Below are 25,742 nucleotides of genomic sequence, written 5' to 3' on the forward strand. Positions count from 1 at the left end.
TGAAAAATAATGAGTAGCCTACTTAAATTTTCCATCAAGCAAAAGCATAGGGAGTACCGAAAAAAGAGAAAAGAAAAAATATTTAAAGGAAACATTGTCCACTGTACTATTTGTCATTCCGAGTACAGGGAGTTTGGTGCCTTTGGCCACATCAAACGAAAGAACGCGCAATGCCATAACTGCGGTTCGTTGGAAAGGCACAGACTGGTTTGGAAATATATTCAGGACAAGGAATTGATCAACAGACCACTGAAATTGCTCCATTTTGCGCCCGAAAAAGTCTTTTATGACATTTTTTCGGAATCGTCCCAGATAGATTATTTTCCCTGCGATCTGCATCCGAACATTTACGATTACAAGGGTAAAACCTCGGTCAGCAAGGCCGATATTACCCAAATTCCGTTCGAGGACGATTATTTTGATTTTATTTTATGCAACCATGTCCTGGAGCATATTCCAGACGATGCCCTGGCAATGTCAGAACTCTTTAGAGTGATGAAACCGAATGGCATGGGCATATTCCAAGTTCCCATTGATTATGATCGCGGCAAAACTTATGAAGATTTTTCCATCACATCGGAAAAAGGAAGGTTAAAAGCCTTTGGAAGGCGTGACCATGTTCGGTGGTACGGCCAAGATTACAAAGAACGGCTTGCAAATGCAGGCTTTGAGGTAACAGAGGATGATTATATTTCTTCCTTTACAAAAGAAGAGCAGTTTAAGTATGGGTTTGACAGTACAGAAAAAGTTTACCTGTGCCATAAAAGACCAAGTGAAAAATAGCTTTATGAAAATTGATGTTTTACCCATACTCAGTCTAATACTAGGTTTCTGCAGAAAAATTTATAATAATAATTTTTCATCGCACAAATATTCTGTTTTAAGGACTGAGACCAAGAACTACTTTAATTCTAAAGAGCTGTTTTCAAATTCTAAATTTGAATCTGACTTTATAAGGCCTAACCTAATTGAGAAATATTTCTATTTAGAAACAGGTATCAGGGCTAATGAAAAATCCATTTATAAATTAATTTCATTCAAGGATAAACTGGATGGCAACTATACCTGGCGCGAAATTAAATTGGTTCAAAACTATTTAAATTTTGAGAAGAGCGATATCGAAATCAAAATAACAAGACTGGGAAAGCTTCAAAGCATTATTGGCGTAATCCTAAGTCTTATATTAGTTCTAACATCAATTTTTGGAGCTTCTTATTTCAGTCAATTTGAAATTCTTGAATTACGGGATATTTTAATATATGGTATGATAATTTCAGTCCCTTTTGGTGTAGGTTACTTTATTATTTCTCATATAAACCCAATTATTGTCTCTAGACAAATGGAAAATAAGCTCAAAACTAAAATCCAATCGAAGAACTAGTTTTTAAATCATTTCAGATTCTTCAAATTGATCACCTCCTGCTCGGTCAAATGTCTCCAATGGCCACGTGGCAAATCTTTTTTGGTCAGTCCAGCAAAGATGACACGGTCCAGTTTGGTCACATTGTAGCCCAAGTGCTCAAAAATACGGCGCACAATACGGTTACGCCCACTGTGGATTTCCACTCCGACCTCTCGCTTTGGTGCTCCTTGAATGTAACTTACGCTATCCACGGTAATAGGGCCATCTTCCAGTTCCAGACCGGCTTCAATTTTATGGAGGTCCCCCAAACTTAGGTTATTGTCCAAATGCACGTGGTAAATCTTACGGATATTGTGCTTGGGATGTGTCAATTTTTTGGTGAGGTCGCCATCGTTGGTAAAAAGCAGCAAACCTGTGGTATTCCGGTCCAAACGGCCTACGGGCAACAAACGGTTATTCGAGGCGCTTGAAATCAGTTCCATTACGGTACGGCGTCCCTTCTCATCACTTGTGGTGGTGATAAAGTTTTTGGGTTTGTTCAGTAGTACGTACTCCTTCTTTTCCAAGCTGAGTCGTTTTCCATCAAAACGGACATCGTCGGAGCGCTTTACCTTGTACCCCATCTCGGTCACGGCTTTCCCGTTAACCGTAACATTCCCTGCCGCAATAAAGGTGTCCGCTTCCCGTCGGGAACAAATGCCCGCATTGGCAATGTAGCGGTTCAACCGAATTTCATCCGGATTGGATGGTTTTTTAGGAGCGCTCTGCCTTGGTTTGGAGGAAAATTTTTTGTCAAACGGTTTCTTTCTGTCCCCGCCCTTGAAGTTTTTTGAAGGCCTTTTGCCTTTGTTGTTGTCTGATTTCGCCATCAGTCGGATTTTTTGCAAATGTACTCTTTTTAAGTTCCAAAAATCCTAAAGAACAAAGAATTACAAAATTCGGTTCAAGACCACATCCACATCAATCAAAAGAATACTGAAAACGCCGAGCACAATAATAAATTTGATGATGTTGTGCAGCCAAACGTAGTGCATTTTCCCCTTGGCTTTCCATAAGAGCACCAAGAAAAAAATCAAAAGCCCCACACACACCATAAAATAGTAATGCATATACCCGACATCAAAGGTTTTGATCAACAAAAGTGCGGGAACCAAGGTAAGTACGATCAAACAAGAAATTATCGATTTTGAGACACGGGCACCATAAATTATGGGAATGGTCCTATAGTTCTGTGCCAAATCGCCAGCCATGTTCTCCAAATCCTTGATCATTTCGCGGGCCAATATCAACAGGAACAAGAAAAGTGCGTGCACAAAAATCACGGTCTGGAAATTCTGATAGTACACAAACACCACAAAAAATGGAGCTATCGCCAATGTGGAAGACACCAAGTTGCCCACAAAGGGTATGCGCTTGAGCTTATGGGAGTAAATCCATATACCAAAAATGTAAGCGGAAAAAAACAACACCGCCCTGAACGAAATATAACTTGCCGCAAAAACGGTCAAAAAATTGAGGATAAAATAGGTGGTGAGCTTAAAACGTTGGCTCACCAAACGGTCCAACATACTTTTGGTAGGCTTGTTGATCAGATCTTTTTCCGCATCGTAAAAATTGTTGATGATGTAACCGCTCGCAATCGTAAGGGCAGAAGCCGTAACAATGAGGAACAGGTTTAAATCCAATATGACGTTGCGCAAGGGAACATTGGGGGCGAGTATATAAATGGACGCCAAATATTGCGCCAAGGTTATCACCAAAATATTGTAACCCCGTACCACGGAAAACAGACTCAACAGCTTAAACAGCAAGAGTTTGTTTTTTCTACTAAGCATGGATTTGCCTTTAGAAGTTGTAGACTACCTCCAGATTGTGGCCTTTTAGTGCTTTTTTGGCCTTTTCCAAATCTTGGGTAAAGCCTAAAATATAACCGCCGCCACCGGAACCACAAAGTTTAAGGTAGTAATCGTTTGTTTCGATGCCCTTTTGCCAAAGTTGATGAAATTTGGAGGGAATCATTGGCTTAAAGTTGTCAAAAACTACGTGCGAGAGTTGTTTTAAGTTCCCGAACAAGGATTTTACGTTGCCGTTCAAAAAATCTTCCACACAGGCATCGGTGTGTTTTATGAACTGGTTCTTGATCATATTTCGGAAACCTTCCTGCTTCATGTTTTCCATGAATAGTTGCACCATGGGTGCAGTTTCCCCGGTCATACCGCTGTCCAACAAGAACACAGCGCCTTTTCCTTCGGTATTTTGGGAGGGAATGCTGGTGGATTCGATATTGTCCTTGGAGTTGATAAGTATGGGCAAACTCAAATAACTGTTCAACGGGTCCAACCCGGAGGATTTACCGTGGAAGAAAGATTCCATTTTCCCGAAAATTTTCTTCAATTGAAGCAGTTTTTCACGGGTCAGGTTTTCCAAGACCGTGATCTTATCGGTCGCATAGCGGTCATAAATAGCAGCGACCAATGCACCACTGCTGCCAATTCCATAGCCCTGGGGGATGGAACTGTCAAAATACATTCCCTCGGCCACGTCCTTTTCCAACGCTTCAATATCAAAAGAGACCAAACCTTTTTCCTTCATTTCGAGCACTTTTAAATACTCCGCGTAGGCTTTGAGGCTTTTGTTTGATTTTTGCGCCATTTCGGAATTATCGTTGTCCCACTTGAGCGCGCCTTTGAAAAAATTATAGGGTATGGATAGTCCTTTGGAGTCTTTGATAATGCCGTACTCTCCGAACAATAAAATCTTTGAATAAAATAATGGACCTTTCATATGCTAGTACTAAGATACAAACAAATTTTGTTTAATATTTGATAAACATCGATAAACAAACCGATTTTATCTTTAAAAACCTGTTCTCGTCCCTTCAAAATCTTGGCAAATAACGTAAAAAAACAGCTTAACTGTTCATTTTTAGTCGTTTATTTTGATTGCACCTTTCCCCACTTGGTCGTGGATATACTGGCCATTTTCGCAATGTTCGGCCAATTCGTTCTTGATAAAGTCGTGCACTTTTTCTTTTTCCGCTTCCGGATAGAGCAAATGTACGTTGGCACCGGCATCCAAGGTAAAGCAAACGGGTATTTTGGTTGTTTCGCGGTATTCCCAAATTTTATTGATGATTTCCAAGGTATCCGGTTTCATCAATATAAAATAGGGGCTGCTGGTCATCATCATGGCATGCAAAGTAAGTGCTTCACTTTCCACAAGTTTGATGAACGCCTCCAAATCACCGCTTCCCAAAATAGGTTTTAGTTTGTCCAGATTATCAAACGCCTGTTGAAATCGGTTCTCGGCATATGGGTGGCCGTGCATCAATTGGTGGCCCACCGTACTGCTCACCTGCTTTTGGCCTTTGTGCACCAACAGGATCGTATCGCAATAACTCTTGAAAACTGAATCCACATCAAATGGATATTCGATTCCGTATAAATCTGAACTCTCTGGAATGTTGGCGTGCTGTCCCCATTGAACCAGACTGCCCTTTACACTTCTGCATGCACTTCCAGAACCCAAACGGGCCAAATAGGATGCCTTTGCATGGAAAAATGCTTCATCCATGGATGGATTTAACTGTTTTTCAATATCCATCAAACACAGGGAAAGAGCCGCCATACCACTCGCCGACGAAGCAATCCCACTGCTGTGCGGAAAGGAATTAGAGGTTTCAATCGTAAAATTATATTCCTTTAAAAAGGGCAAGTACTTCGCAATCCGCTCCAAAAAGGTTTGGATCTTGGGCTTAAAATCCTCCTTGGGCTTTCCTTCAAAAAACAAATCGAACGAAAAATTTTCCCTATCCTCTTTTTTTTCGAAAAAAACGGAAGTGGTCGTAGCACATGCATCCAACGTAAAACTAATGGACGGATTGGCAGGCATTTGAACGGGACGTTTTCCCCAGTATTTTACAAGGGCAATGTTGCTTGGTGCTTTCCAGGTCACCTTGCCTTTCTCGGGCGAATTTTGATAGCTACCGGGCAAAAAATCATTTTCCGTCATTGGGAATGGATTATTTCAACAAATATAAGCAGCGACAAACTTACTGGAAATCGGATGCAAATAAATTCTTATTTTAGTCGAAGTTGCGCCAACCATGAAAAAAAGAATTATCTACATAACCCTGAGCGTTTTGGTCTGCCTTGCCATTGGTTTTTTGGCCAGTATTGCAACCCAAAGCTCCGTCAACGATTGGTACGTTACACTCGACAAGCCTTCGTTTACGCCCCCGAACTATCTTTTTGCCCCGGTGTGGACCGCATTGTACATTATGATGGGTGTGGCCGCAGGCATCGTTTGGTCCAAGGGCTATCACCATATTTGGGTAAAGACGGCATTATACCATTTTGCGTTTCAATTGTTGCTGAATGCGTTGTGGAGCATCGTTTTTTTTGGCCTAAAGAATCCTTTGGGCGGAATGATCGTGATTTTGGCCCTGTTAACCATGATCATACTTACCATAAAATGGTTCAAGGTCATCAGCAAAACTGCAGCACTATTAATGATTCCCTATTTATTGTGGGTGGCCTTTGCCTCCGCGCTCAACTACAAAATTTGGGAGCTCAACGCTTAGGAAGACACCATTTCCAGTAATTTCAACATGGTTTTGTGGTTACGGGTCGTTGCCTCCACTTTGAGCTTGTTTTCAATAAGGTTATTATTGAGTTTTGCCTTACCGTAGCCATTTTTACAAAATAAATAGACGCATTTGTTCGTAATGCGGAACCCCTCATTTTCATACTCAAGTTGATTGAACTGTTGCACCAATTCCTCTTTGGGGGCGCTTTTCAGCAAAACATAATATAGCTTGTTTTCTTCCGCTTTTTTCAAATACGGATTGGCTTCCAAAATTGATTTGATGTCTTCTTGCTGAACGACCAAGGTCGGCACGTCAAATCCGAAATGGCCATGAATGATTTTTACTATTTTTTTCTGAAGTTTATCCTTGTCCGTCTGATTACTATCAAAAACAATATTGCCACTTTGGATATAAGTTTTGATGTTTTTTAGACCGTTTTCCACCAAAACCTGCCTCAAATCGGCCATTTTTATCTTTTTTTGACCACTTACGTTGATTCCTCTCAATAAAGCTATATATGTATTCCCCATACCAATGGATTCCAAACCCGGATTAATTTTAGTAAATTCAAACGCGCTTAAATTAACAAAATGAATCAATATATCCTTGCCCTGGACCAAGGTACTACCAGTTCCCGTGCCGTGGTCTTCGATAAAAAGGGAACCATTATTTCCGTAGCACAGAAAGAGTTCACACAGATATTTCCGAAACCGGGCTGGGTGGAACATGATCCCGATGAAATCTGGTCCACCCAAGCGGGCATGGCCGCAGAAGCCGTGAGCAAAAAAGGATTGAAAGCATCGCAAATGGCCGCCATTGGCATTACCAATCAGCGGGAAACGGTTGTGGTGTGGGACAGGAACACCAGCGAACCTGTTTACAACGCCATAGTTTGGCAAGACAAACGGACGGCAGATTATTGTGACGCACTCAAAAAAGAAGGTAAATCCGATTTGATTCGAGAAAAAACCGGTCTGGTCATCGATTCCTATTTTTCGGGCACCAAGGTAAAATGGATCCTGGACAATGTGGATGGGGCACGAGAAAAAGCCGAAGCAGGTGATTTAATCATGGGAACGATAGATTCTTGGCTCATCTGGAAAATGACCGATGGCGGGCTTCATATCACAGATGTCACCAATGCTTGTCGGTCCATGCTGTTCAACATCAACACCATGGATTGGGATGATGAGCTTTTGGAATTGCTTACGATTCCCAAAAGCATGCTCCCCGAAGTGAAGCAATCCAGTGAGGTCTATGGAGAAACAACCCCGAATTTATTTGCCACGCCGATTCCGATCGCGGGCATTGCAGGAGACCAACAAGCCGCTTTGTTCGGACAAATGTGCACCAAAAAGGGGATGGTAAAAAACACTTATGGCACTGGTTGTTTTATGTTGATGAACATTGGGGAAAAACCGATTGTCTCCGATAACAACCTACTGACCACGGTCGCATGGAAAATCAACGGAAAAACACAATATGCCCTTGAGGGAAGCATTTTTATTGCCGGCGCAGTAGTGCAATGGCTACGTGATAGCCTAAATATCATTAAAACCTCTTCGGAAGTGGAAAAACTTGCCGGTTCGGTAGACAATACCGAAGGTGTTGTTTTTGTTCCCGCCTTTGCTGGATTGGGAGCCCCGCACTGGAACCAAAAGGCACAGGGAACTATTTTTGGGCTTACCCGAGGAAGTAACGACGCACATATCGCAAGAGCCGCCCTCGAATCGATTGCCTACCAGACCATGGATATTCTCAAAGCAATGGAGGCAGATTCCGGAATTTCCATAAAAGAACTTCGGGTGGATGGCGGTGCCACTGTAAACGATATGTTGATGCAATTCCAAGCGGATGTATTGAACACGGTTACCGTACGCCCCAAAATTGTGGAGACTACAGTAATGGGCGCCGCCTATTTGGCAGGGTTGGCCGTTGGCTATTGGGAAAGTCAAGAAGAAATACAGGATATTTGGCAAACCGATGTCCATTTTGAACCTACGGAAAAGCGTGAAGCCATTGACGAGGGCATCAAACGTTGGTACAAGGCCATAAAAGCATTGGAGTTCTGGACGGAGAACCCCTAATTTTAAATAATTTAAACACTAACATTTCCTTTATATGACTCCTTTTGTATCTGAAATTGTAGGTACTTTTTTGCTGATGGTGCTCGGATGTGGCGTTAATGCCAACGTATCCCTTCAAAAAACCTACGGTAATGGCTCCGGTTGGATCGTAATCACCACGGGGTGGGCTTTTGCCGTTTACACCGGTGTGGTGGTCGCTGGCCCATACAGCGGCGCCCACATCAACCCAGCCGTTAGTATTGGATTGGCCGTAGCGGGCGAATTTCCATGGAGCGAGGTCCCAAGTTATATTTTGGCCCAATTTATTGGTGCAATGTTCGCTGCATTTTGCATTTGGCTTGTAAACAAAGATCATTTTGATGCCACCGAGGACGGTGGTACCAAGCGAGGTGTTTTTTGTACGGCGCCGGCCATCCCGAATACATTTATAAATCTATTTTCCGAGATTTTGGGCACGTTTGTACTGGTATTTGCAGTACTTTATTTTACGGATGCCGTGTTATCCACCGACGATGCAATTATTGGATTGGGATCGTTGGGTGCTTTGCCAGTTTCGTTGATTGTTTGGGGCATCGGTTTGTCCTTGGGCGGAACCACTGGCTATGCCATTAACCCCGCAAGGGATTTGGGCCCACGAATTGTTCATGCCTTATTACCCCTAAAAAACAAAGGCTCCAATGGTTGGGGCTATGCCTGGATTCCGGTTGTCGGACCAATTTTGGGAGCTTCCATAGCCGCATGGATTGCTTTGGCGTTGCAATAATTCTTAGAAGGTGATGGATTTGGCGGCAATGTGGGCACCTGTCCATGCATTTTGGAAATTGAACCCTCCGGTAATGGCATCCACATTAATGATTTCCCCTGCAAAGTAGAGATCGGGGTGCAGTTTGCTCTCGAAGGTCTTAAAATTGATTTCTTTTAAATCCACACCGCCAGCGGTAACAAACTCTTCTTTGAAGGTGCTCTTGCCTTCTACCTTGAACGACGAGGCCGTCAATTGTTCGGCCAATGCTTGTAACTGCTCTTTATTAATGTCGCCCCAGCGTTCGTCCGGTGCTATTTCAGCCGCCTCTACCAAACGCTTCCATAAACGTTTGGGCAGCTCGGTGACATTGGTACGCACAACGGTCTTCTTGGCTTCAACTTCCTTTAATTCCCTGAGGTAGGCCTCCATGGATTCTGTGGTGTAATCGGGCAACCAGTTCACTTCTATTCTAAAAGAATAATTGTAATCGTGCAATATGTTAGCTCCCCATGCGGAAAGTTTCAAAATGGCAGGGCCGCTCAGACCCCAATGGGTTATCAAAAGTGGGCCATCGGCATAAAGAACGGCTTCATCTTTTACGCTACTCTTCAAGTTCAGGCTTTTTTTATCGATATGAAAGGTTTTTTTGGGCATCACCTCAACGGTTGCATAAGTACTGATGCCTTGTATGCCCTGAATTCTTTTATCGTTGATATTGAAGGTGAACAACGAGGGCACGGGCGGAACTACATTATGGCCCAGGTTTTCCAATAATTTCCAGATTTTAGGGTTGCTTCCGGTTGCCAGCATCAGTTTTTTACATTGATAATGCTTGTTCATGGTGGTGACCTGCCAACCCTTATCCGTTTTATCGATTGTTTTTACGGAACTATTTTTCAAAACCTGCACGCCCAATCTTTCCGCTTCGCCCACCAAACAGTCTATAATGCTTTGGGAAGAGTCGCTTTTTGGAAAAACGCGACCATCATCTTCTATTTTTAGGGGTACGCCCCGTTCTTCGAAAAAGGCCATCACATCCATTGGGGCATATTTGTGAAAAGGGCCTAATAGCTCTTTCTCGCCCCGAGGATAATTTGTGGCGAGTTCTTTGGGCATAAATTCGCCGTGGGTTACGTTGCAACGCCCACCGCCAGAAACTTTTACTTTGGAAAGTACGGTTTTGCCCCTTTCAAAAATGGCGATATTCAATTGTGGCGAGAGCTCCGCCATTTGAACTGCCGCATAAAATCCTGCTGCACCGCCTCCAACAATTATGACGTCGTACATTACTTAACACGTTCCGGGTAATTGGTAATGATGCCATCGACACCGAAATCGGTCATTCTTTGAATATCCTCGGGTTCGTTAACGGTCCACGTGTATATTTTTAGCCCTTCTTCCTGAATTTTTGCTGTGTTTTCTTGAGTAAGTGTTTCAAAATAAGGGTTAATGGCGACAGCATTCAATTCTTTTGCTACTTCTATGGCTTGCAATGGGTCATTTTCGGTAAGAACAGCAATTTTTATATCCTTATTAAGGGACCTCATATCTCTAAGTTCATCCCAATTAAAACTTGAAATCACAAAATTTTCTGGGCTCCAACCTTTACTTTCGATGTAGTACTTTGCAATGTGGTTGACCCTGTCCGCTGTCCCTGCACCTTTTAGTTCTATGTTCAGGACAACTTGATCATTTATTGTTTTTAGTACATCTTGAAGCATGGGAATCTTATGTCCGCCATCCAAGATGAGCTGTCGAAGTTGGACAATGTTATATTCTTCAATATTTCCACCTCCGTTGGCCAATCTGTCCACTTTTTCATCATGAAAAACCACAATCTCCCCGCTTTTGATTTTGAACACGTCAATCTCTATCATGTCCACACCAAGGTCCAATGCTTTTTGAACGGATGCCACGGTGTTCTCCGTTTCGTGGCCCATGGCCCCTCTGTGTCCTATGACCATTGGTTTTGATGTTTTCATGTCACAACTGATTAAAAGTAGAAAAGCTCCAAGAGCTTTTAGTAGGGTCTTGTTCATTTTGGTTTGGTTTTAAAAACTAAAAATACGATTTGAAAATTAAAAAATGAATCAATTTCCCACCTTAAAAATGTAGGATTGAAGTGGAGCCAAATCCAATTGGATTTCCCCCCGTCCGTTAGCAATGGACATATTGGCATTGGTTGTTCCGTAGAGTTCCTCGGTCAATGGGTATTTGCCGTCCTTAAGTTGCCATTTGGCAATTACATCTTCAGGTATTTTAAGGGCGAAGGAATAGTTTTTATGTTCATCAAAATTGGATAGTATAATGAGGTTTTCATTTTTGCTCCAGCGAACATAGGAAAGTACTCGGTGGTCGTACCCTTCTGTATTATCCTTGTTATAAAAATGGATTTCTTGATAATCGCCCATCAAGGCTTCACTTTTTATAGTGAAGTTTAGGAGCCTTTTATAAAAATCCCTGAGATGTTTTTCTTCATCTGATAACTGGCCTCCATCGAACTTCTTGTAATTGAGCCATCTTTGGTGGTGCGGCACCCCGATGTAATCAAAAATGGAAGTCCGTGTGGGTTTCCCAAAACCTGCATCTTCTGCTGCCGGCTCCCCTACCTCCTGTCCAAAATAAATCATGGTGGGCGATGTGCTTATGGTAGCGGAAACGACCATTGCGGGTCTGCCCAATTGGGCGTTGCCCACAAAATCGGGACTGGCGATACGCTGCTCGTCATGGTTTTCCAAAAAGTGGAGCATGTGGTGCTCTATGTCCGCCATCCCTTTTTGCACAACGGGGATATGGTCCGTCCAACCATACCCTTTCATAATGTGTTTGATGCTGTCGTAGAGTTCTACCTTATCATATAGGTAATCCATTTTACCTTTTTGGATATAATCGCGGTACAATGCCGGATTATATACCTCGGCCAACAAAAAGGCATCGGGGCTCTTCATTTTGATGTTTGAATTGAGATAGCTCCAAAATTCCACGGGTACCATTTCGGCCATATCAAAACGGAAGCCATCTACACCAAAATCCAACCAATACTGGGTGATGTCCTTAAACTTGAGCCACGAATCGGGCAGTTGTTTATCCTTCCAAAATTCGTAGTGTTCCTTGTATTTTTTTTGACGGTATGCTTCGGGCAGTTGCTCAAAATCCTTGGTGCCATCGGGTCGGACCCCATAGTTGATCTTTACGGTTTCATACCAATCGTTAAAATGGGGCTGGGCCAATCGGGAGCCATTGCCCGTCCATTTAGCGGGTATTTCTTCAAACTTTGAATCGGCCAACCTATTTTCGTCACCTCCAAGCGGCAAGTAACCATCCTGCCACTCTGGGACTTTAAAGGCTTCTCCGGGAATGTAATAGAAATTGTTGTTGACATCATATTCCCTGGATGTGTCGTCGGAGGCTCCGAAATCTACCACGCCCTCGGGATTTGTCTTTCCCTCATAATTCCTGGCGACGTGATTGGGAACAATATCAATGATGACCTTTAAACCTGCCTTGTGGGTTCTTTTGATCAATTCTTTGAACTCCTCCAATCTCTTTGATGGATCTATGGCCAAATCAGGGTTTACATTATAATAGTCCTTTACGGCATAGGGAGAACCTGCCCTTCCCTTGACCACATCGGGGTCGTCGTTGGATATTCCGTATGATGTATAATCGGCAATTACGGCATGGTGCGGCACCCCGGTATACCAGATATGGGTAACGCCCAGCTCTTTTATTTCGGTCAATGCGGTATGGGTAAAATCGGCAAACTTACCAACTCCGTTTTCTTCGAGGGTGCCCCATGGCTTGTTGGTAGTATTGGTGTTTCCAAACAGTCGGGCAAAAACCTGATAGACAACTTCTTTTTTTTTCATGGAAGGAGGAATGGTCTTTTGGTCGGGTTCGTCTTTGCATGAAGACAGGATGATGGTTGCCAAGAATAAAAGCAATTTACCGATTGTCCCCAGCATCTAAATACAGTTTTCAATGTGCTATGGAATCCCTGATCACCAAGGTCGGCTCCAGTATTTTGGTCTGATATGATTCCTCCTCGGCTTCGCTCTCCACCTTATCTATGAGCAATCTCGCGGATTCTTCTCCCATTTTCTCCCCATGCTGGGCCACAACGGTAAGGCTGGGGTTAGCGTATTTGGACAACACTCCGTCGGTAAAGCCGATAAATGCGATATCCTCGGGTATCCTCAACCCTTTTTTCTGCACAAATCGCATTCCGCATACTGCAAAGATTTCGTTGACGCACAAAACGGCATCGGGTTCTTTGGTACTTAAAAAATGTTTTATGGCTTCTTCGTCCATCTCCATGGAGGGCATCTTCAATATCATGGATTCATCGGCCTCCAATTTACTTTCTTGGAGCGCTTTCCAATACCCCATGGTGCGCGCTTTGCTTACGCTCAAATAGTCGTCCGTGGTGATCAAGGCTATTTTCTTTTTTCCTTGATCGATAAATTTTTTGGTTGCTTGGTATGCCCCTAGTTCATCGTCGATGATTACTTTATCACATTCGATTTCGTGGGTGATCCTATCAAAAAGCACCACGGGAATACCTTGTTCCGTGACTTCCTTTAAGTGATTGTAATCTCCTTTTTGTTGGGTCTCGGAAGAAAGGGACATTATAAAACCGTCGATACTGCCATTGGCCAGCATTTCCATATTGATGACCTCCTTGTCAAAGGATTCTTCGGAAAGACATACGATTACATTGTACCCCCTTGCATTTGCGTACTTCTCGATTCCTCGAATAACCGTTGTAAAAAAGTGGTGTACAATATCCGGAATGACCACCCCGATGTTCTTGGTCCGTTTATTTTTAAGGCTAATGGCAATGTTGTTGGGCTTATAATTGTAGAGTTTCGCAAAGGCCTGTACTTTCTCTTTGGTGTCCCTACTGATTTCCTCGCTGTTTTTTAGTGCTTTGGAAACTGTAGATATGGAAACTTCGAGCTCTCTTGCAATATCTTTTAAGGTAATCTTGGCTTTCAATTGTAAAATTTTTATGGCAATCTGGTTCTACTTCGAAAAGTACTCAATAATGACTAAGGAACCATGTATACTTTCTTTTTTTATAAGAAAACGAAAAAATCCATTTCCAAGGATTGTCAGCACAAAAATATCGTTCAAAAAATAAAATTGCTATATTAGTGAGGTAATTGCCAATTTCGCAATTCCTTCCAACTTATTTGGTAATTAGACAAACATGGTTATTTAAATTTGTGAAAAGCACACTTATTAAAGTTTTCAACACGAAAACGGTTTCGCTAAACATTGCAATATACTTAAATTTACATTAACCTTTTTTTTATATATGTTTAACACTTGAATTAAAATTAACTAAACTTAAAATTAATTATTTATGAAGATTACGCTACTTAGGAGCTTTTTGATGCTCGGGGCATTTCTGTGCTTTGGGTTGGTGAAAGCTCAAACAGTATCAGGTACCGTTTCGGATGCAAACGGACCTTTGCCAGGGGCAAGCGTATTGGTAAAAGGTACTACCAACGGTACGCAGACCGATTTTGACGGTAACTATACACTTAATGGTGTAGAGGACACCGCTACCTTGGTTTTCAGTTATATTGGGTACAAGACCCAAGAAATCGCTGTCAATGGCCAATCCAACATTAATGTTACATTATCCGAGGATGCACAGGCTTTGGACGAAGTTGTGATTATTGGTTACGGTCAAACTACCGTAAAAGATGCAACAGGCGCCGTTTCGGCCGTTACTTCGGAGGATTTCAACCAAGGTGTAATTTCCTCTCCTGAACAATTGATTCAAGGTAAAACCTCTGGGGTTCAGATTACGCAATCCAGTGGTGAACCAGGAGCAGGTATCGCTCTGAGAATTCGTGGTACTGCTTCCGTCAGATCAAACAACAGCCCATTGTTTGTAATTGATGGAGTTCCAGTAACCAATGAAAGTGTATCTGCAAGTGGTGCAGACGTTGGGGTAGGGAGCAGTGGTGCTAGAAACCCGTTAAACTTCTTAAACCCAAATGATATCGAAAGCATGAGTATCTTGAAAGATGCTTCTGCCACGGCCATATATGGTTCTAGAGGTGCCAATGGTGTAGTCGTTATTACCACAAAATCTGGAAAAGGTGGCGGAAGACAGGGCCAATGGGCATTTTCAACTACCCTGAACGTTTCAAAAGTTGCCGACACTTATGATCTGTTAAATTCTGATGAATTTGTAGAAAGAGGAGGATCCGATTTAGGGGGGTCCACTGATTGGCAAAGCTATATCTTTAGAACTACTGCTTCTACGGACAACAACTTATCCTATTCGCAAAATTACGGCCAAGGTAACGTAAGAGCCACCTTTGGATACTCCAAACAATTTGGAGTTATCGAAAACACAGATTTGGAAAGAATTACAGGTAGGGTAAACGCAGCTCATAGATTCTTTGATGACAAGTTTAAAGTTAATCTTCAAACAACCGTTTCTAGAATTAACGATCAAGCTCCGTTCATTAGTAGAACATCTGGAAGTACTGGTGATTTATTAGCGTCTGCTTATTACGCCAACCCAACCTTGCCAGCTAATCCTGACATTAGTGCCGCACCAGATAGAAACCCTGCCAACCTTTTGGCTTACTATGACGATAATACCCACACAGATAGATTTCTAGGAAATTTGTCGCTTGAATACGACATAACAGATGAATTTTCAGCAAAATTAAATTTGGGGTATGATACGTCCAGTTCCACAAGAGGACAGGTTTCTGGCCCTCAAATTCTTGCTTTGAACAATGGTGCCGAAAACAATGGCCGTGCAGCAGTAAGCAATTTGGATACAGAAAACAGGTTATTGGAATTTACCGTGAATTATAATAAAGAATTTGAAAATTCCAATCTTGATGCTCTTATCGGCTTCTCTTTTCAAGATTTTAACAGAAAAGGTCAAAATTTACTGGGACAAGGCTATATAAGTCAAGATTTGAATACAATAATTGCTACAACAAATGATGCTTATGCATCAACAAAAAATCTTGCGAGCAATTATCAGGCTTATGGAATCGGTACATTTCAGAATAATCCAGATGCCGGAAATCAATTCAGAATCCTTGGTTTGACCCCTAATGTAAATGAAACGACTTTAAGTTTACCTAGCATCCCAATTGATGCTTTTACAGTAGATACTTTTGATAACACAGATGAACTACAGTCTTTCTTTGGCAGGATAAACTATACTTTGTACAACAAATATTTGTTCACTGCAACGGTTAGAGCAGACGGCTCGTCCAGGTTTGGTGGAAATAATCAATATGGTTACTTCCCTTCTGCTGCATTTGCATGGAAGTTAAATGAAGAAGATTTCACTGGTGACACCTTCTCTACATTAAAGATGAGGTTAAGCTGGGGTATCACTGGTAACCAAGATGGTCTTGGTTATGGTAGTTTTGTAAACAGAACCAGATGGAATCAATTAGGTATTGGAGCCAACTCTCAGATTACTCCACCAGCAACGTCAGAGATTGCATTTGCAAATCCAGATCTTAAATGGGAGGAAACAGCCCAATATGCTTTCGGTATTGACTTTGGTTTTAATAACGATCGGTTTACTGGAAACATAGATTTGTATAGAAAGGAAACAAGTGACATTCTATTGAATTTGCCAGCGGTTCAGCCTGCAACCTCTCCATTTGTTTTTCAAAATGTTGATGGTGTAATCATCAACCAAGGTATTGAATTGGGATTGGACTATGACATTGTAAGGTCTGAGGATTTTACTTGGAATGCCAATTTTAATATTTCCTACAACCAAAACGAGTTGACAGATTATGATGGGCCGGATATCCAAGCAGGTAATCTTTATGGACAAGGTCTCACAGGTACCACATCACAGATTTTAACTGATGGTAAACCACTTTTTACTTACAACCTTCGTTTAGTAGATGAAGACTTTAACGTAGATACTGATCCAACTATTTTGGACAAGTCAGGGCTTCCAAAAATCATATCAGGATTTTCAACCTCTGCCTCATACAAAAACTGGGATGCTTCCTTGTTCTTCTCCGGACAGTTTGGACACTACGTATATAACAATACTGCCAATGCCTTGTTTGCCGCCCCACAGATTGGGAGTAGAAATAACTTAAAAAGTGTAGTTGATAACGGCGTTACATTATCCGCAACAAACCCAAGCACTTATTTCTTGGAAAAAGGAGATTTTGTAAGGCTTCAGTCAGCTTCAATTTCATATAACGTTCCATTAAGTGGCGATGGTACTTTTAATAGCATGCGTCTTAGCCTAAACGGTCAAAACCTATTCTTGATTACCGATTACAGCGGTCTAGATCCAGAAGTTAGTACTACAGACGTTCCTGCTAATGGATTGCCTTCGGCCTCTATTGATTATCTTCAATACCCAAGACCAAGGACTTTTAGTCTCGGGATTAATGTTACATTTTAAAAAATTGCACAATGAAGAGAATAACTAAATATTTAAATATCACACTCTTGGTCTCCTTGGTGTTTTCTTGCACCGATTTGGAGATTGAAGGTACAGACTCGTTGATAACAGAAGGCTTTGCCGGTGTTGCAAACGTACAAGGTGAAGTAGCGAACATCAGAAATATTGTTGCAGGTGGACAGTTGGGCAACCAAGAAGGCCTATTCGCTCTAAATGAAGTATCCACAGATGAATATATCGTGCCAACAAGAGGTACCGACTGGGGGGACAATGGTAGATGGCTATCTATCCATAGGCAAACTTGGAATGCTGAACTTTCAGATATAGTTGTGCCATGGCAACAATTAAACAGTGTTACAATTAATGCAACGCGCGTAATCAGCCCAAAAAGTGTGAATACAGCAAGTGGTGACATTACAGAACAAAAAGCTGCAGCACGCTTTTATAGAGCTTGGGCCATGCACTGGATTTTGGACATGTGGAGACAGGTTCCCTACAGAGACGTAGACCTACCGAACAGTGCAATTCCAGAAGTATTGACAGGTCAGGTTGCTATTGATAGTATTGTTGCCGACCTAAATATCGCGATTCAAGATTTACCCGATGTGACTGCAGGAGATGCCATTGGGTTGAAATCCAATCCAACAAAAGCTTCTGCCTTGCATTTGTTGGCAAAAGTTCATCTCAACAAACACGTATATCTTGAAACAACTCCACAAGCTGCAGATATGCAAGTTGTAATCGATGCGGTAGATGAAATAGCCGCCAGCGGATATACCCTTGCAGGAGAAGGAGAGTTTTTCGATATCTTCAAACCAGGAAACGACACAGAAACCATATGGTGGTCACCTGCCGATGCAGGATCAAGAATTTGGCACACCCTACACTACAACCAAAACTTTCCTGGATTTAACGATGGTGGTGGTTGGAACGGATTTACCACACTTGCAGAGTTCTACGATCTTTTCGAAGGACCTTCGGATACAAATTATCCAAATGACGGTCAAGAAGAAAGAAGAGGTGTTGTACATGATCCAAGCACAGCAAACGCCGAAAACCTTGGTATTGGTCTAGGGTTCCTAATTAACCAACAGTATGAGCAAGATGGGACACCTTTGAATGCAAGGGATAATGTTGGTGGCGTACCATTGGTTTTTACAAGAGAAGCGGAGAAAGCTGAGTATACTTCTCCTGGAGATGATGCAGTATTGGAAACTGCTGGAATAAGAATGTTGAAATATCATCCCAACGAAGAAGGGGGAGATAGAAGACAGCATGTTGTAAAATATCGTTTTGCCGACGCATACTTGATGAAAGCAGAAGCGATGCTAAGAATGGGCAACAATCCTTTAGCAATGATCAATGCTTTAAGGGAAACAAGAGGTGCAACTCCTCTTGCTTCTGTTACCGAGGCTGATTTATTGGCCGAAAGAGGACGTGAATTGTACCAAGAATCTGTAAGAAGGCAAGATTTGATAAGATTTGGACAATATCTAAGAGCTTGGAATCTAAAGGAGGCGGGTGATGAAACCAAATTAATATTTCCAATTCCTAGAGCTGATGTTTTAGCTAACCCAAATCTAGTTCAAAATCCAGGTTACCAATAGAATAAAGTTTAAGCTGTTTACTATAAATGCCGTCCTTAACCAGGGCGGCATTGCTTTTTGCAATCAATAATAAAAAACAGCAAACAAACGATTAATGAAATATTAATGGTGGGCAATAATTTTGAGATAAGCACCCAACTTGGTAGATTGGATGCTTCGCACGGATTTTTATTGCAAAATGACGAAAAAGGTAATGTGAGTTTGAAGCAAAACCTGGTAATTTCCGGTGCAGCCAGAAAAATTGAAAAAATAATCATTAATGGGAAAGAGGAATTCATCATAACGATGAACAATGGTGCTCCCGTTTTTTTGGTCAAAAACAGAACGATAAATGAAACTGAAAAATATAACCGTAGGCCTCCTTTTAATGGGCTTGGTCGCTTGTAACAACAAAGAAGCCGCCCCATCGGAAGAAGAAGTGAAACCCGAGACACTTTTCACCCTTTTGAAACCGGAAGAAACAGGCATTACCTTCATCAACAAAGTTGAAAACAGGAAAAACTTCAACATCTTCAAATACCGAAATTTCTATAATGGTGGCGGTGTTGCCATTGGCGATATAAATAACGATGGTCTACAGGATATTTACCTCACCGGCAACATGGAACCCAACAGGCTTTACCTGAACAAAGGTGACATGAAGTTTGAGGACATCTCCGAAAGCGCTGGTGTTCTGGGCAACAAACCCTGGTCAACCGGAGTGGTGATGGTAGATATCAACCACGATGGACTTATGGACATTTATGTCTGCAATGCAGGGAACATGGAAGGCAACAACCATGATAACGACCTTTATATAAACAATGGAGATTTAACCTTTACCGAAAAGGCCGAAGAATATAACCTGGCCAAGACCGGTTTTACCACCCATGCCTCCTTCTTTGATTACGACAAGGATGGAGATCTCGACGCTTACATCCTTAACAACAGTAACATTCCCGTTAGTAGTTTGGGCTATGCCGAACAGCGTGAAGTCCGGGCACAGGATTGGGAAGGAGTACCGCATATTTTCAGGGGTGTTGGGGATATGCTCCTAAGAAACGACAACGGCAAATTTGTGGATGTTAGCGAAGAGGCTGGAATCTATGGCAGCCTTATCGGTTTTGGTCTTGGGGTGCTCGTCACGGACTTTAACGGCGACCTCTATCCGGACATCTACGTATCCAACGATTTTTACGAGAGGGATTACCTGTACATCAACCAAAAAGATGGCACTTTTAGCGAAGAAATCAACGAATGGACATCGCACTTGAGCCTTTCCGCCATGGGAATCGATATTGCGGATATTAACAACGATGGGCACAACGACATCTTTATTACCGATATGCTTCCCGAAGAAGAGTCGAGGGTAAAATCTGTAATGGAATTTGAAGGCTACAACGTTTTCAACCTAAAACAGAACAAGGATTTTGGACAACAGTACATACAGAACACCTTACAGCTCAACAATGGGAACGGAAGCTTTTCCGAAGTGGCCTATTATAGCGGCATAGATGCCACAGATTGGAGCTGGGCAGGACTTATGTTCGATATGGACAACGATGGCCTAAAGGACATATTCATCACCAACGGCATCAACCACGATTTAACGGATTTGGACTTCGTGGATTTCTTTGCCAACGAGATTGTTCAAAAAATGGCGCTCACGGGCAAAAAGGAATCCATTGACTCCATCATCAGTAAAATGCCCATAAAGCCACAACCCAACTACGCCTACAAGAACAATGGCGATATCTCCTTTAAAAATGCCAACAAGGAATGGGGCTTTGAACTTCCATCCCGTTCCAATGGCGCTGCCTATGCGGACTTGGACAACGATGGCGACTTGGATTTGGTGATCAATAATGTAAACACACCGGCCTTTATCTATAAAAACAACACGGATTCCCAATTGGACAACAACTTTATCCAACTAAAGTTCAAGGGGCCAGAAAACAATCCCTTTGCCGTGGGCACCTTGGCCAAAATCTATTTTGATGGCAACATCATCAACCAAGAATTGATTCCATCTAGAGGATTTCAATCCTCCATACAATACGATATGACCATTGGACTCGGCAAAACCAAGCAATTGGATTCCATCCGAATCGTTTGGCCGGACGAACGCACGGAAAAATTGGAAAATGTGCAAGCCAATCAGGTACTTGCCTTGGACCACGCCAATGCGACCGGAGTGTATACCGTTCCCAAAAAAGAACTCAAAAAATCATACCTGAAAGAATTGGACAACAACACAATAGTCCAGCATAAGGAAGACAATTACAACGACTTTGACTACGAAGGCTTGATTTCCAATAAACTCTCACAAGAGGGGCCCTCCCTTGCCGTTGCCGATGTTAACGGAGATGGCCATGAAGATTTTTTTGTGGGCGGGGCAAAAGATCAAGCAGGGTCAGTTTACCTCCATCGCGGCGCTGGTAATGTTATACCAAAAAAATCCACTGTATTTGAAGAAGACAAACAATACGAAGATGTGGCAGCAACTTTTTTTGATGCTGACGGCGATGGCGATATGGACCTGGTCGTAGGCTCGGGCGGAAACGACGTGTCCATGCAACGCAACTATAGGGCCCGATTGTACCTAAATGATGGCAACGGAAACTTTTCGAGATCAGAAAATGAGCTGCCATCAACATTTAAGAACATTTCTACCATTTCAGCATTGGATTTTGATGATGATGGAGACGTAGACCTTTTTATCGGCTCCCGAAGCGTGGTAGGAGTTTACGGTGTATCGCCAGACCACCTCTTTTTGGAGAACAACGGGGACGGAACCTTTAACAATGTTACCGAACGTTTGGCCTACGACCTAAAAGATGCCGGAATGGTCACCGATTCCAAATGGGAGGATATGGACGGGGATGGTAAAAAAGACCTGATTGTAACATCGGAATGGGATACGCCAAAAATCTACAAGAATACCGGAAGAAGATTATCCAAGATGACCAGTTCACTGGACAGTCTTTACGGTTGGTGGAACACGGTGGAAACCGCAGATTTGGATGGGGATGGCGACCAAGACCTGATTTTGGGCAATCAAGGCCTCAACCTCCATTACAAACCAACGGAATATGCCCCAATGCGGATGTACATCAATGATTACGACAATAACGGGACCATTGAGCAGATCGTGACCATGCAAGAAAATGGCGGGGACTACCCGATCCATCAAAAAAGGGAGCTTACCGAGCAACTTCCGCTACTTAAAAAGCAAAACTTAAAGGCATCCGATTACGCCCACCGCACCATTCACCAATTGTTTCCCAAAGAAGTGATGGATAAATCCATTGTGAAAAAAGTGGAAACCTCGGCATCCGTAATTGCGATCAACGAAGGTGGCGGCAGGTATACCATTAAAAATTTACCGCCAAGAGTACAACTTTCCTGTGTTTGCGACATTACGTGTACCGATGTAAACAACGATGGCAACCTGGACCTTATCATGGCCGGTAACAACTATGAGTTTAAACCACAGTTTTCACGTTTGGATGCAAGCCAAGGAAACTTGTTGCTGGGAGACGGCAAAATGGGGTTTACTTGGCAAGATTATGAGACCAGCGGTTTCAAAGTCAGGGATGAAGTAAAATATTTGAAACAGTTCAAGGATAAAAACGGTAAAATTTATGTTATTGCCGCCGTTAACAACAACAAACCAAAGATTTTTGCCCTAAATGAATAGGTTTCCCTTCATATTGTTTCTTGCCGTTCTGGCCATTTCCTGCGACGAGGGAGGCAGTCTTTTTGAAAATCCCGACCCAAAAAAAACGGGGCTGGATTTCACCAATGCCCTAACCCCCACCAAAGACTTGAGCATTTTGGACTACCTGTATTTTTATAATGGAGGTGGTGTATCCATTGGTGATATCAACAATGACGGTTTGCCCGACATTTTTTTTACCGGGAACCAGGTCAAAAACAAACTCTACCTCAATAAAGGGAACCTCAAGTTTGAAGACATATCAAGTTCTGCGGGAATCGAAGGGAGCAGTGATTGGAACACTGGGGTTACCATGGCCGATGTAAACGGGGATGGATTCTTGGACATTTATGTTTGTGCCGTGGTCGGTATCAACGGGTTCAATGGTTTTAATGAACTGTACATCAATAACGGCGACAACACCTTTACCGAAAGTGCCGCCAAATATGGATTGGATTTTGATTCCTACAGTTCCAATGCGGCCTTTTTTGATTACGATCTGGACGGCGATCTGGATATGTATCTGCTCAACCATGCCGTACACACCCAAAACTCTTTTGGCCGTTTTGATCTACGGTACGAACGACAATATGAAACTGGTGACAAATTGTTGCGTAACGACAATGGCAAATTTACCGATGTCAGTGAAGAAGCCGGCATTTATGGTGGCATAAACGGCTATGGGCTAGGTTTGGCCGTAGCGGATTTTAATCAAGATGGGTATCCGGATATTTATGTGGGCAACGATTTCCATGAAGATGATTATTACTACCTAAACAATGGAAATGGCACATTCACCGAAAGCTTGAAAAAATATTTTGGACACACTTCCCGCTTTTCCATGGGCAACGATGTGGCCGACATCAACAACGATGGTAGGCCCGATTTTCTGTCGTTGGACATGCTCCCAGAAGATGAAGTGGCACTAAAATCTTCCGAAGGAGATGACAACATCCAGACCCAAAAGATGCGGATAGACCGTTTTGGTTACCATTATCAGTTTACGCGCAATATGCTTTATGTAAACCAACCTGATGGCAACTTTATGGAAACCGCTTTAATGAGCGGCATTGCAGCGACCGACTGGAGCTGGAGCGCGCTTTTTGGCGACTACGACCTTGATGGTCAACAGGACGTGTTTATTTCCAACGGCATCCCAAAAAGGCCCAACGATCTTGATTTTATCAAATTTGTATCCAACGACCAGATCAAGAGCAAGATTGACAACACTAAACTGGTAGATCAACAAGCTTTGGCCCTAATGCCGTCAGGAAGCGTTCACAACTATGTTTTTAAAGGTGGAAAGGACCTCCACTTTCAGGATATGTCCGACAAATGGATCACCAAGGATACCCTGGTTTCCGGGGCAACCGCCATGGGCGACCTCGATGGTGACGGTGATCTGGATTTGGTGACGAACAATATTGACCAGCCGGCCACTTTGTACATCAATAAAACAAACGGCGAGGGCAGCTATCTAAAATTAAAGTTCAACTATGCCCAGAACAATAAGTTCGGAATTGGAACCAAGGTATATACCTATGCCAACGGAGGGCTTCAATTCAAGGAACTGTTCCCGACAAGAGGGTTTCAGGCCTCCTCCGAACCCATGGTCCACTTTGGATATAAAAATGTCTCCAAAGTTGATTCCATCAAAATCATTTGGCCGAACAAGTCCTATCAGGTTTTACAAAATGTTCCAGTGAATCAAACACTGACCATTGAGCCCAAAAACACGAAACCTTTTGATTACAATTCGCTTCATAAAAGGAAAAAACCGTTGTTCAGTCCCGTCGAAGACAATTTAGGGTTGGTCTTTAAACATATTGAGGACAACTACACGGACTTTAACCGTGAAAAACTGATTCCGTATCAAATATCGGATAGAGGGCCTGCATTCGCCATGGGCGATTTAAACAATGATGGCAAAGAAGATATTTTTATAGGAGGGTCAAAATATGAACCATCGCAAATATTCGTACAACAGGACTCCTTTTTTGTAAACCAAAACATGGAAAGCCTTCAAAAAGATTCCATCCAGGAAAATATTTCGGCCAGCATCGCCGACTATAACAATGACGGAAAAAACGACTTGATCGTTAGCTCCGGTGGCGGTGACTTTTTTGGAAAGTCGGAACCCTTGCTGGATGCCTATTACGTAAAAAATGATACCGTGTTCCAAAGCGTGGGATTACCGGAGTCCTATCAAAATTCATCCGTTGTGGCGCCTTTTGATTTTGATGGTGATGGTGATTTGGACGTTTTTATCGGCGGACACACAATAACTGCTCAGTTCGGGGCTCCTGCCAATTCCCATTTACTGGAAAACGACAAAGGGGTCTTCAAAACAAAGAAAGATTTTGAAAAATTTTCCAAGGGAATGGTAACCGATGCCATTTGGAGCGATTTTGATGGTGATGGCACTACCGACCTTATTTTGGTCGGGGAATGGATGTCTCCCAAGTTCTTAAAATATGAAAACGGTACTTTTACCGAAGTGGAGCATGTAAATATTCCCGGGCTTTGGCAAGCCATTGAAGCCTTTGACGTAGACGGGGACGGAGACACGGATTATCTTCTTGGAAATTGGGGCACCAATTCAAGGTTCAAGGCCTCCGAAGAGCATCCCATGAAATTATACTTTAACGATTTTGACGATAATGGTCAGACCGAAACGGTCACCGCCATGGAAAAAGATGGAAAGTACTATCCCTTGGAAACTTTGGACGGCCTGGCATCACAACTGGTGTACTTAAAAAAGAAATACACCACCTACAAATCCTTTGCCGGCGACACCATGGAGGAAATATTTGGTGAGAAAGCCCTGGACGCGTCCACCCAATTACAGGTAAACACATTAAAATCCGGTTATTTAAGGAATGATGGCGGCAACTTTGTTTTTGTCCCGTTCAAAAACGAGCTTCAAGTATCTCCTATCCTTTCGTTTGTTGTAGACGATTTTGATGGTGACGGCGACAAAGAAGTTCTGTTAGCGGGCAATTACTTTGGTGTGAAGCCATATCACGGCAGAATGGATTCATTTCCAGGAGCACTGATACAAAGTAACGGCAGCGTTGTTTTGGGCAACCAATTGGGATTGGATTTTACCAAAAAATCCATCCGACATCTAAGCACAATCACACTCAACAATAAAAAATATTTGTTGGCTGTATTCAATAACGATAAAGCACAAGTCTATAAAATCAATGATTAATCTCTTAAGG

The 25,742-nt window shown here is 42.5% G+C and carries 19 protein-coding genes; 10 read left to right on the forward strand and 9 right to left on the reverse strand.

The genetic code is table 11. From position 1 onward, the window contains the following. Window positions 1-9 precede the first annotated feature (9 nt). Together GVT53_RS15115 and GVT53_RS15120 are read left to right on the forward strand one after the other, a co-directional pair. Window positions 10-783: a class I SAM-dependent methyltransferase gene (locus tag GVT53_RS15115; RefSeq protein WP_166249331.1), complete on the forward strand. Its 774-nt coding sequence runs from the start codon at window positions 10-12 to the stop codon at window positions 781-783. Between the two features lie 4 nt (window positions 784-787). Continuing rightward, window positions 788-1,381 (forward strand): hypothetical protein, encoded by a 594-nt coding sequence (locus tag GVT53_RS15120; protein WP_166249332.1) that lies wholly within the window; start codon window positions 788-790, stop codon window positions 1,379-1,381. An 8-nt stretch (window positions 1,382-1,389) separates the two neighbouring features. Here GVT53_RS15120 and GVT53_RS15125 read toward each other — a convergent pair whose 3' ends face one another. From GVT53_RS15125 to mvaD, 4 genes are all read right to left on the reverse strand, one after another. Then, window positions 1,390-2,232, reverse strand: coding sequence for a pseudouridine synthase (locus GVT53_RS15125; protein WP_166249333.1), 843 nt, complete (start codon window positions 2,230-2,232; stop codon window positions 1,390-1,392). A gap of 60 nt (window positions 2,233-2,292) precedes the next feature. Next, the gene (locus GVT53_RS15130) at window positions 2,293-3,198 is read right to left on the reverse strand and encodes a geranylgeranylglycerol-phosphate geranylgeranyltransferase (protein ID WP_166249334.1); all 906 of its coding nucleotides are present in this window, start codon (window positions 3,196-3,198) and stop codon (window positions 2,293-2,295) included. A 10-nt stretch (window positions 3,199-3,208) separates the two neighbouring features. Further along, window positions 3,209-4,147, reverse strand: a complete 939-nt coding sequence (locus GVT53_RS15135) for a mevalonate kinase family protein (protein ID WP_166249335.1) — start codon at window positions 4,145-4,147, stop codon at window positions 3,209-3,211. Window positions 4,148-4,288: 141 nt separating this feature from the next. Beyond that, window positions 4,289-5,374, reverse strand: a complete 1,086-nt coding sequence (gene mvaD / locus GVT53_RS15140) for a diphosphomevalonate decarboxylase (protein ID WP_166249336.1) — start codon at window positions 5,372-5,374, stop codon at window positions 4,289-4,291. Window positions 5,375-5,468: 94 nt separating this feature from the next. Between mvaD and GVT53_RS15145 the strand changes: the two genes are divergently transcribed. Beyond that, on the forward strand, window positions 5,469-5,945 hold the full coding sequence (locus tag GVT53_RS15145) for a TspO/MBR family protein (protein ID WP_166249337.1): 477 nt from the start codon (window positions 5,469-5,471) through the stop codon (window positions 5,943-5,945). On the opposite strand, the gene GVT53_RS15150 is transcribed toward GVT53_RS15145, so the two are convergent. Continuing rightward, a complete protein-coding gene (locus GVT53_RS15150; protein WP_240905040.1) occupies window positions 5,942-6,418 on the reverse strand; it encodes a DUF1697 domain-containing protein in 477 nt (158 codons plus the stop codon). The two genes, GVT53_RS15145 and GVT53_RS15150, sit on opposite strands and share 4 nt — an antisense overlap. Before the next feature lie 123 nt (window positions 6,419-6,541). Here GVT53_RS15150 and glpK point away from each other — a divergent pair, with 123 nt between their 5' ends. After that, a complete protein-coding gene (gene glpK, locus GVT53_RS15155) occupies window positions 6,542-8,038 on the forward strand; it encodes a glycerol kinase GlpK (protein WP_166249339.1) in 1,497 nt (498 codons plus the stop codon). A gap of 34 nt (window positions 8,039-8,072) precedes the next feature. Next, a complete protein-coding gene (locus GVT53_RS15160; protein WP_166249340.1) occupies window positions 8,073-8,801 on the forward strand; it encodes an MIP/aquaporin family protein in 729 nt (242 codons plus the stop codon). A 3-nt stretch (window positions 8,802-8,804) separates the two neighbouring features. Here the strand turns inward: GVT53_RS15160 and GVT53_RS15165 are convergent, their stop codons facing one another. From GVT53_RS15165 to GVT53_RS15180, 4 genes are all read right to left on the reverse strand, one after another. Further along, the gene (locus GVT53_RS15165; protein WP_166249341.1) at window positions 8,805-10,070 is read right to left on the reverse strand and encodes a BaiN/RdsA family NAD(P)/FAD-dependent oxidoreductase; all 1,266 of its coding nucleotides are present in this window, start codon (window positions 10,068-10,070) and stop codon (window positions 8,805-8,807) included. After that, window positions 10,070-10,765: a glycerophosphodiester phosphodiesterase gene (locus GVT53_RS15170; RefSeq protein ID WP_166249342.1), complete on the reverse strand. Its 696-nt coding sequence runs from the start codon at window positions 10,763-10,765 to the stop codon at window positions 10,070-10,072. The genes GVT53_RS15165 and GVT53_RS15170 overlap by 1 nt, the downstream gene beginning before the upstream one ends. A 108-nt stretch (window positions 10,766-10,873) precedes the next feature. Beyond that, complete coding sequence (locus GVT53_RS15175; RefSeq protein WP_166249343.1) at window positions 10,874-12,748, reverse strand: alpha-amylase family protein; 1,875 nt, start codon at window positions 12,746-12,748, stop codon at window positions 10,874-10,876. Window positions 12,749-12,761: 13 nt separating this feature from the next. After that, on the reverse strand, window positions 12,762-13,781 hold the full coding sequence (locus tag GVT53_RS15180; protein ID WP_166249344.1) for a LacI family DNA-binding transcriptional regulator: 1,020 nt from the start codon (window positions 13,779-13,781) through the stop codon (window positions 12,762-12,764). Between the two features lie 370 nt (window positions 13,782-14,151). On the opposite strand from GVT53_RS15180, the gene GVT53_RS15185 reads away from it, so the two are divergent. The 5 genes from GVT53_RS15185 (at window position 14,152) to GVT53_RS15205 (ending at window position 25,732) form a co-directional block, all read left to right on the forward strand. Then, entirely contained in the window at window positions 14,152-17,214 is a 3,063-nt protein-coding gene (locus GVT53_RS15185) for a SusC/RagA family TonB-linked outer membrane protein (RefSeq protein ID WP_166249345.1), read from the forward strand. 11 nt (window positions 17,215-17,225) lie between these two features. After that, a complete protein-coding gene (locus tag GVT53_RS15190; RefSeq protein ID WP_166249346.1) occupies window positions 17,226-18,821 on the forward strand; it encodes a RagB/SusD family nutrient uptake outer membrane protein in 1,596 nt (531 codons plus the stop codon). 105 nt (window positions 18,822-18,926) lie between these two features. Then, window positions 18,927-19,208 carry a hypothetical protein gene (locus GVT53_RS15195; protein WP_205791710.1) on the forward strand — a complete coding sequence of 94 codons (282 nt, stop codon included), beginning with the start codon at window positions 18,927-18,929 and terminating at the stop codon, window positions 19,206-19,208. After that, window positions 19,153-22,500, forward strand: a complete 3,348-nt coding sequence (locus GVT53_RS15200) for a VCBS repeat-containing protein (protein ID WP_166249347.1) — start codon at window positions 19,153-19,155, stop codon at window positions 22,498-22,500. The genes GVT53_RS15195 and GVT53_RS15200 overlap by 56 nt, the downstream gene beginning before the upstream one ends. Beyond that, window positions 22,493-25,732 carry a VCBS repeat-containing protein gene (locus GVT53_RS15205; RefSeq protein WP_166249348.1) on the forward strand — a complete coding sequence of 1,080 codons (3,240 nt, stop codon included), beginning with the start codon at window positions 22,493-22,495 and terminating at the stop codon, window positions 25,730-25,732. Before GVT53_RS15200 ends, GVT53_RS15205 begins: the two co-directional genes overlap by 8 nt. Window positions 25,733-25,742 lie beyond the last annotated feature (10 nt).

Origin of the sequence: Flagellimonas oceani, from assembly GCF_011068285.1 — a bacterium.
GTDB classification, from domain to species: domain Bacteria; phylum Bacteroidota; class Bacteroidia; order Flavobacteriales; family Flavobacteriaceae; genus Flagellimonas; species Flagellimonas oceani.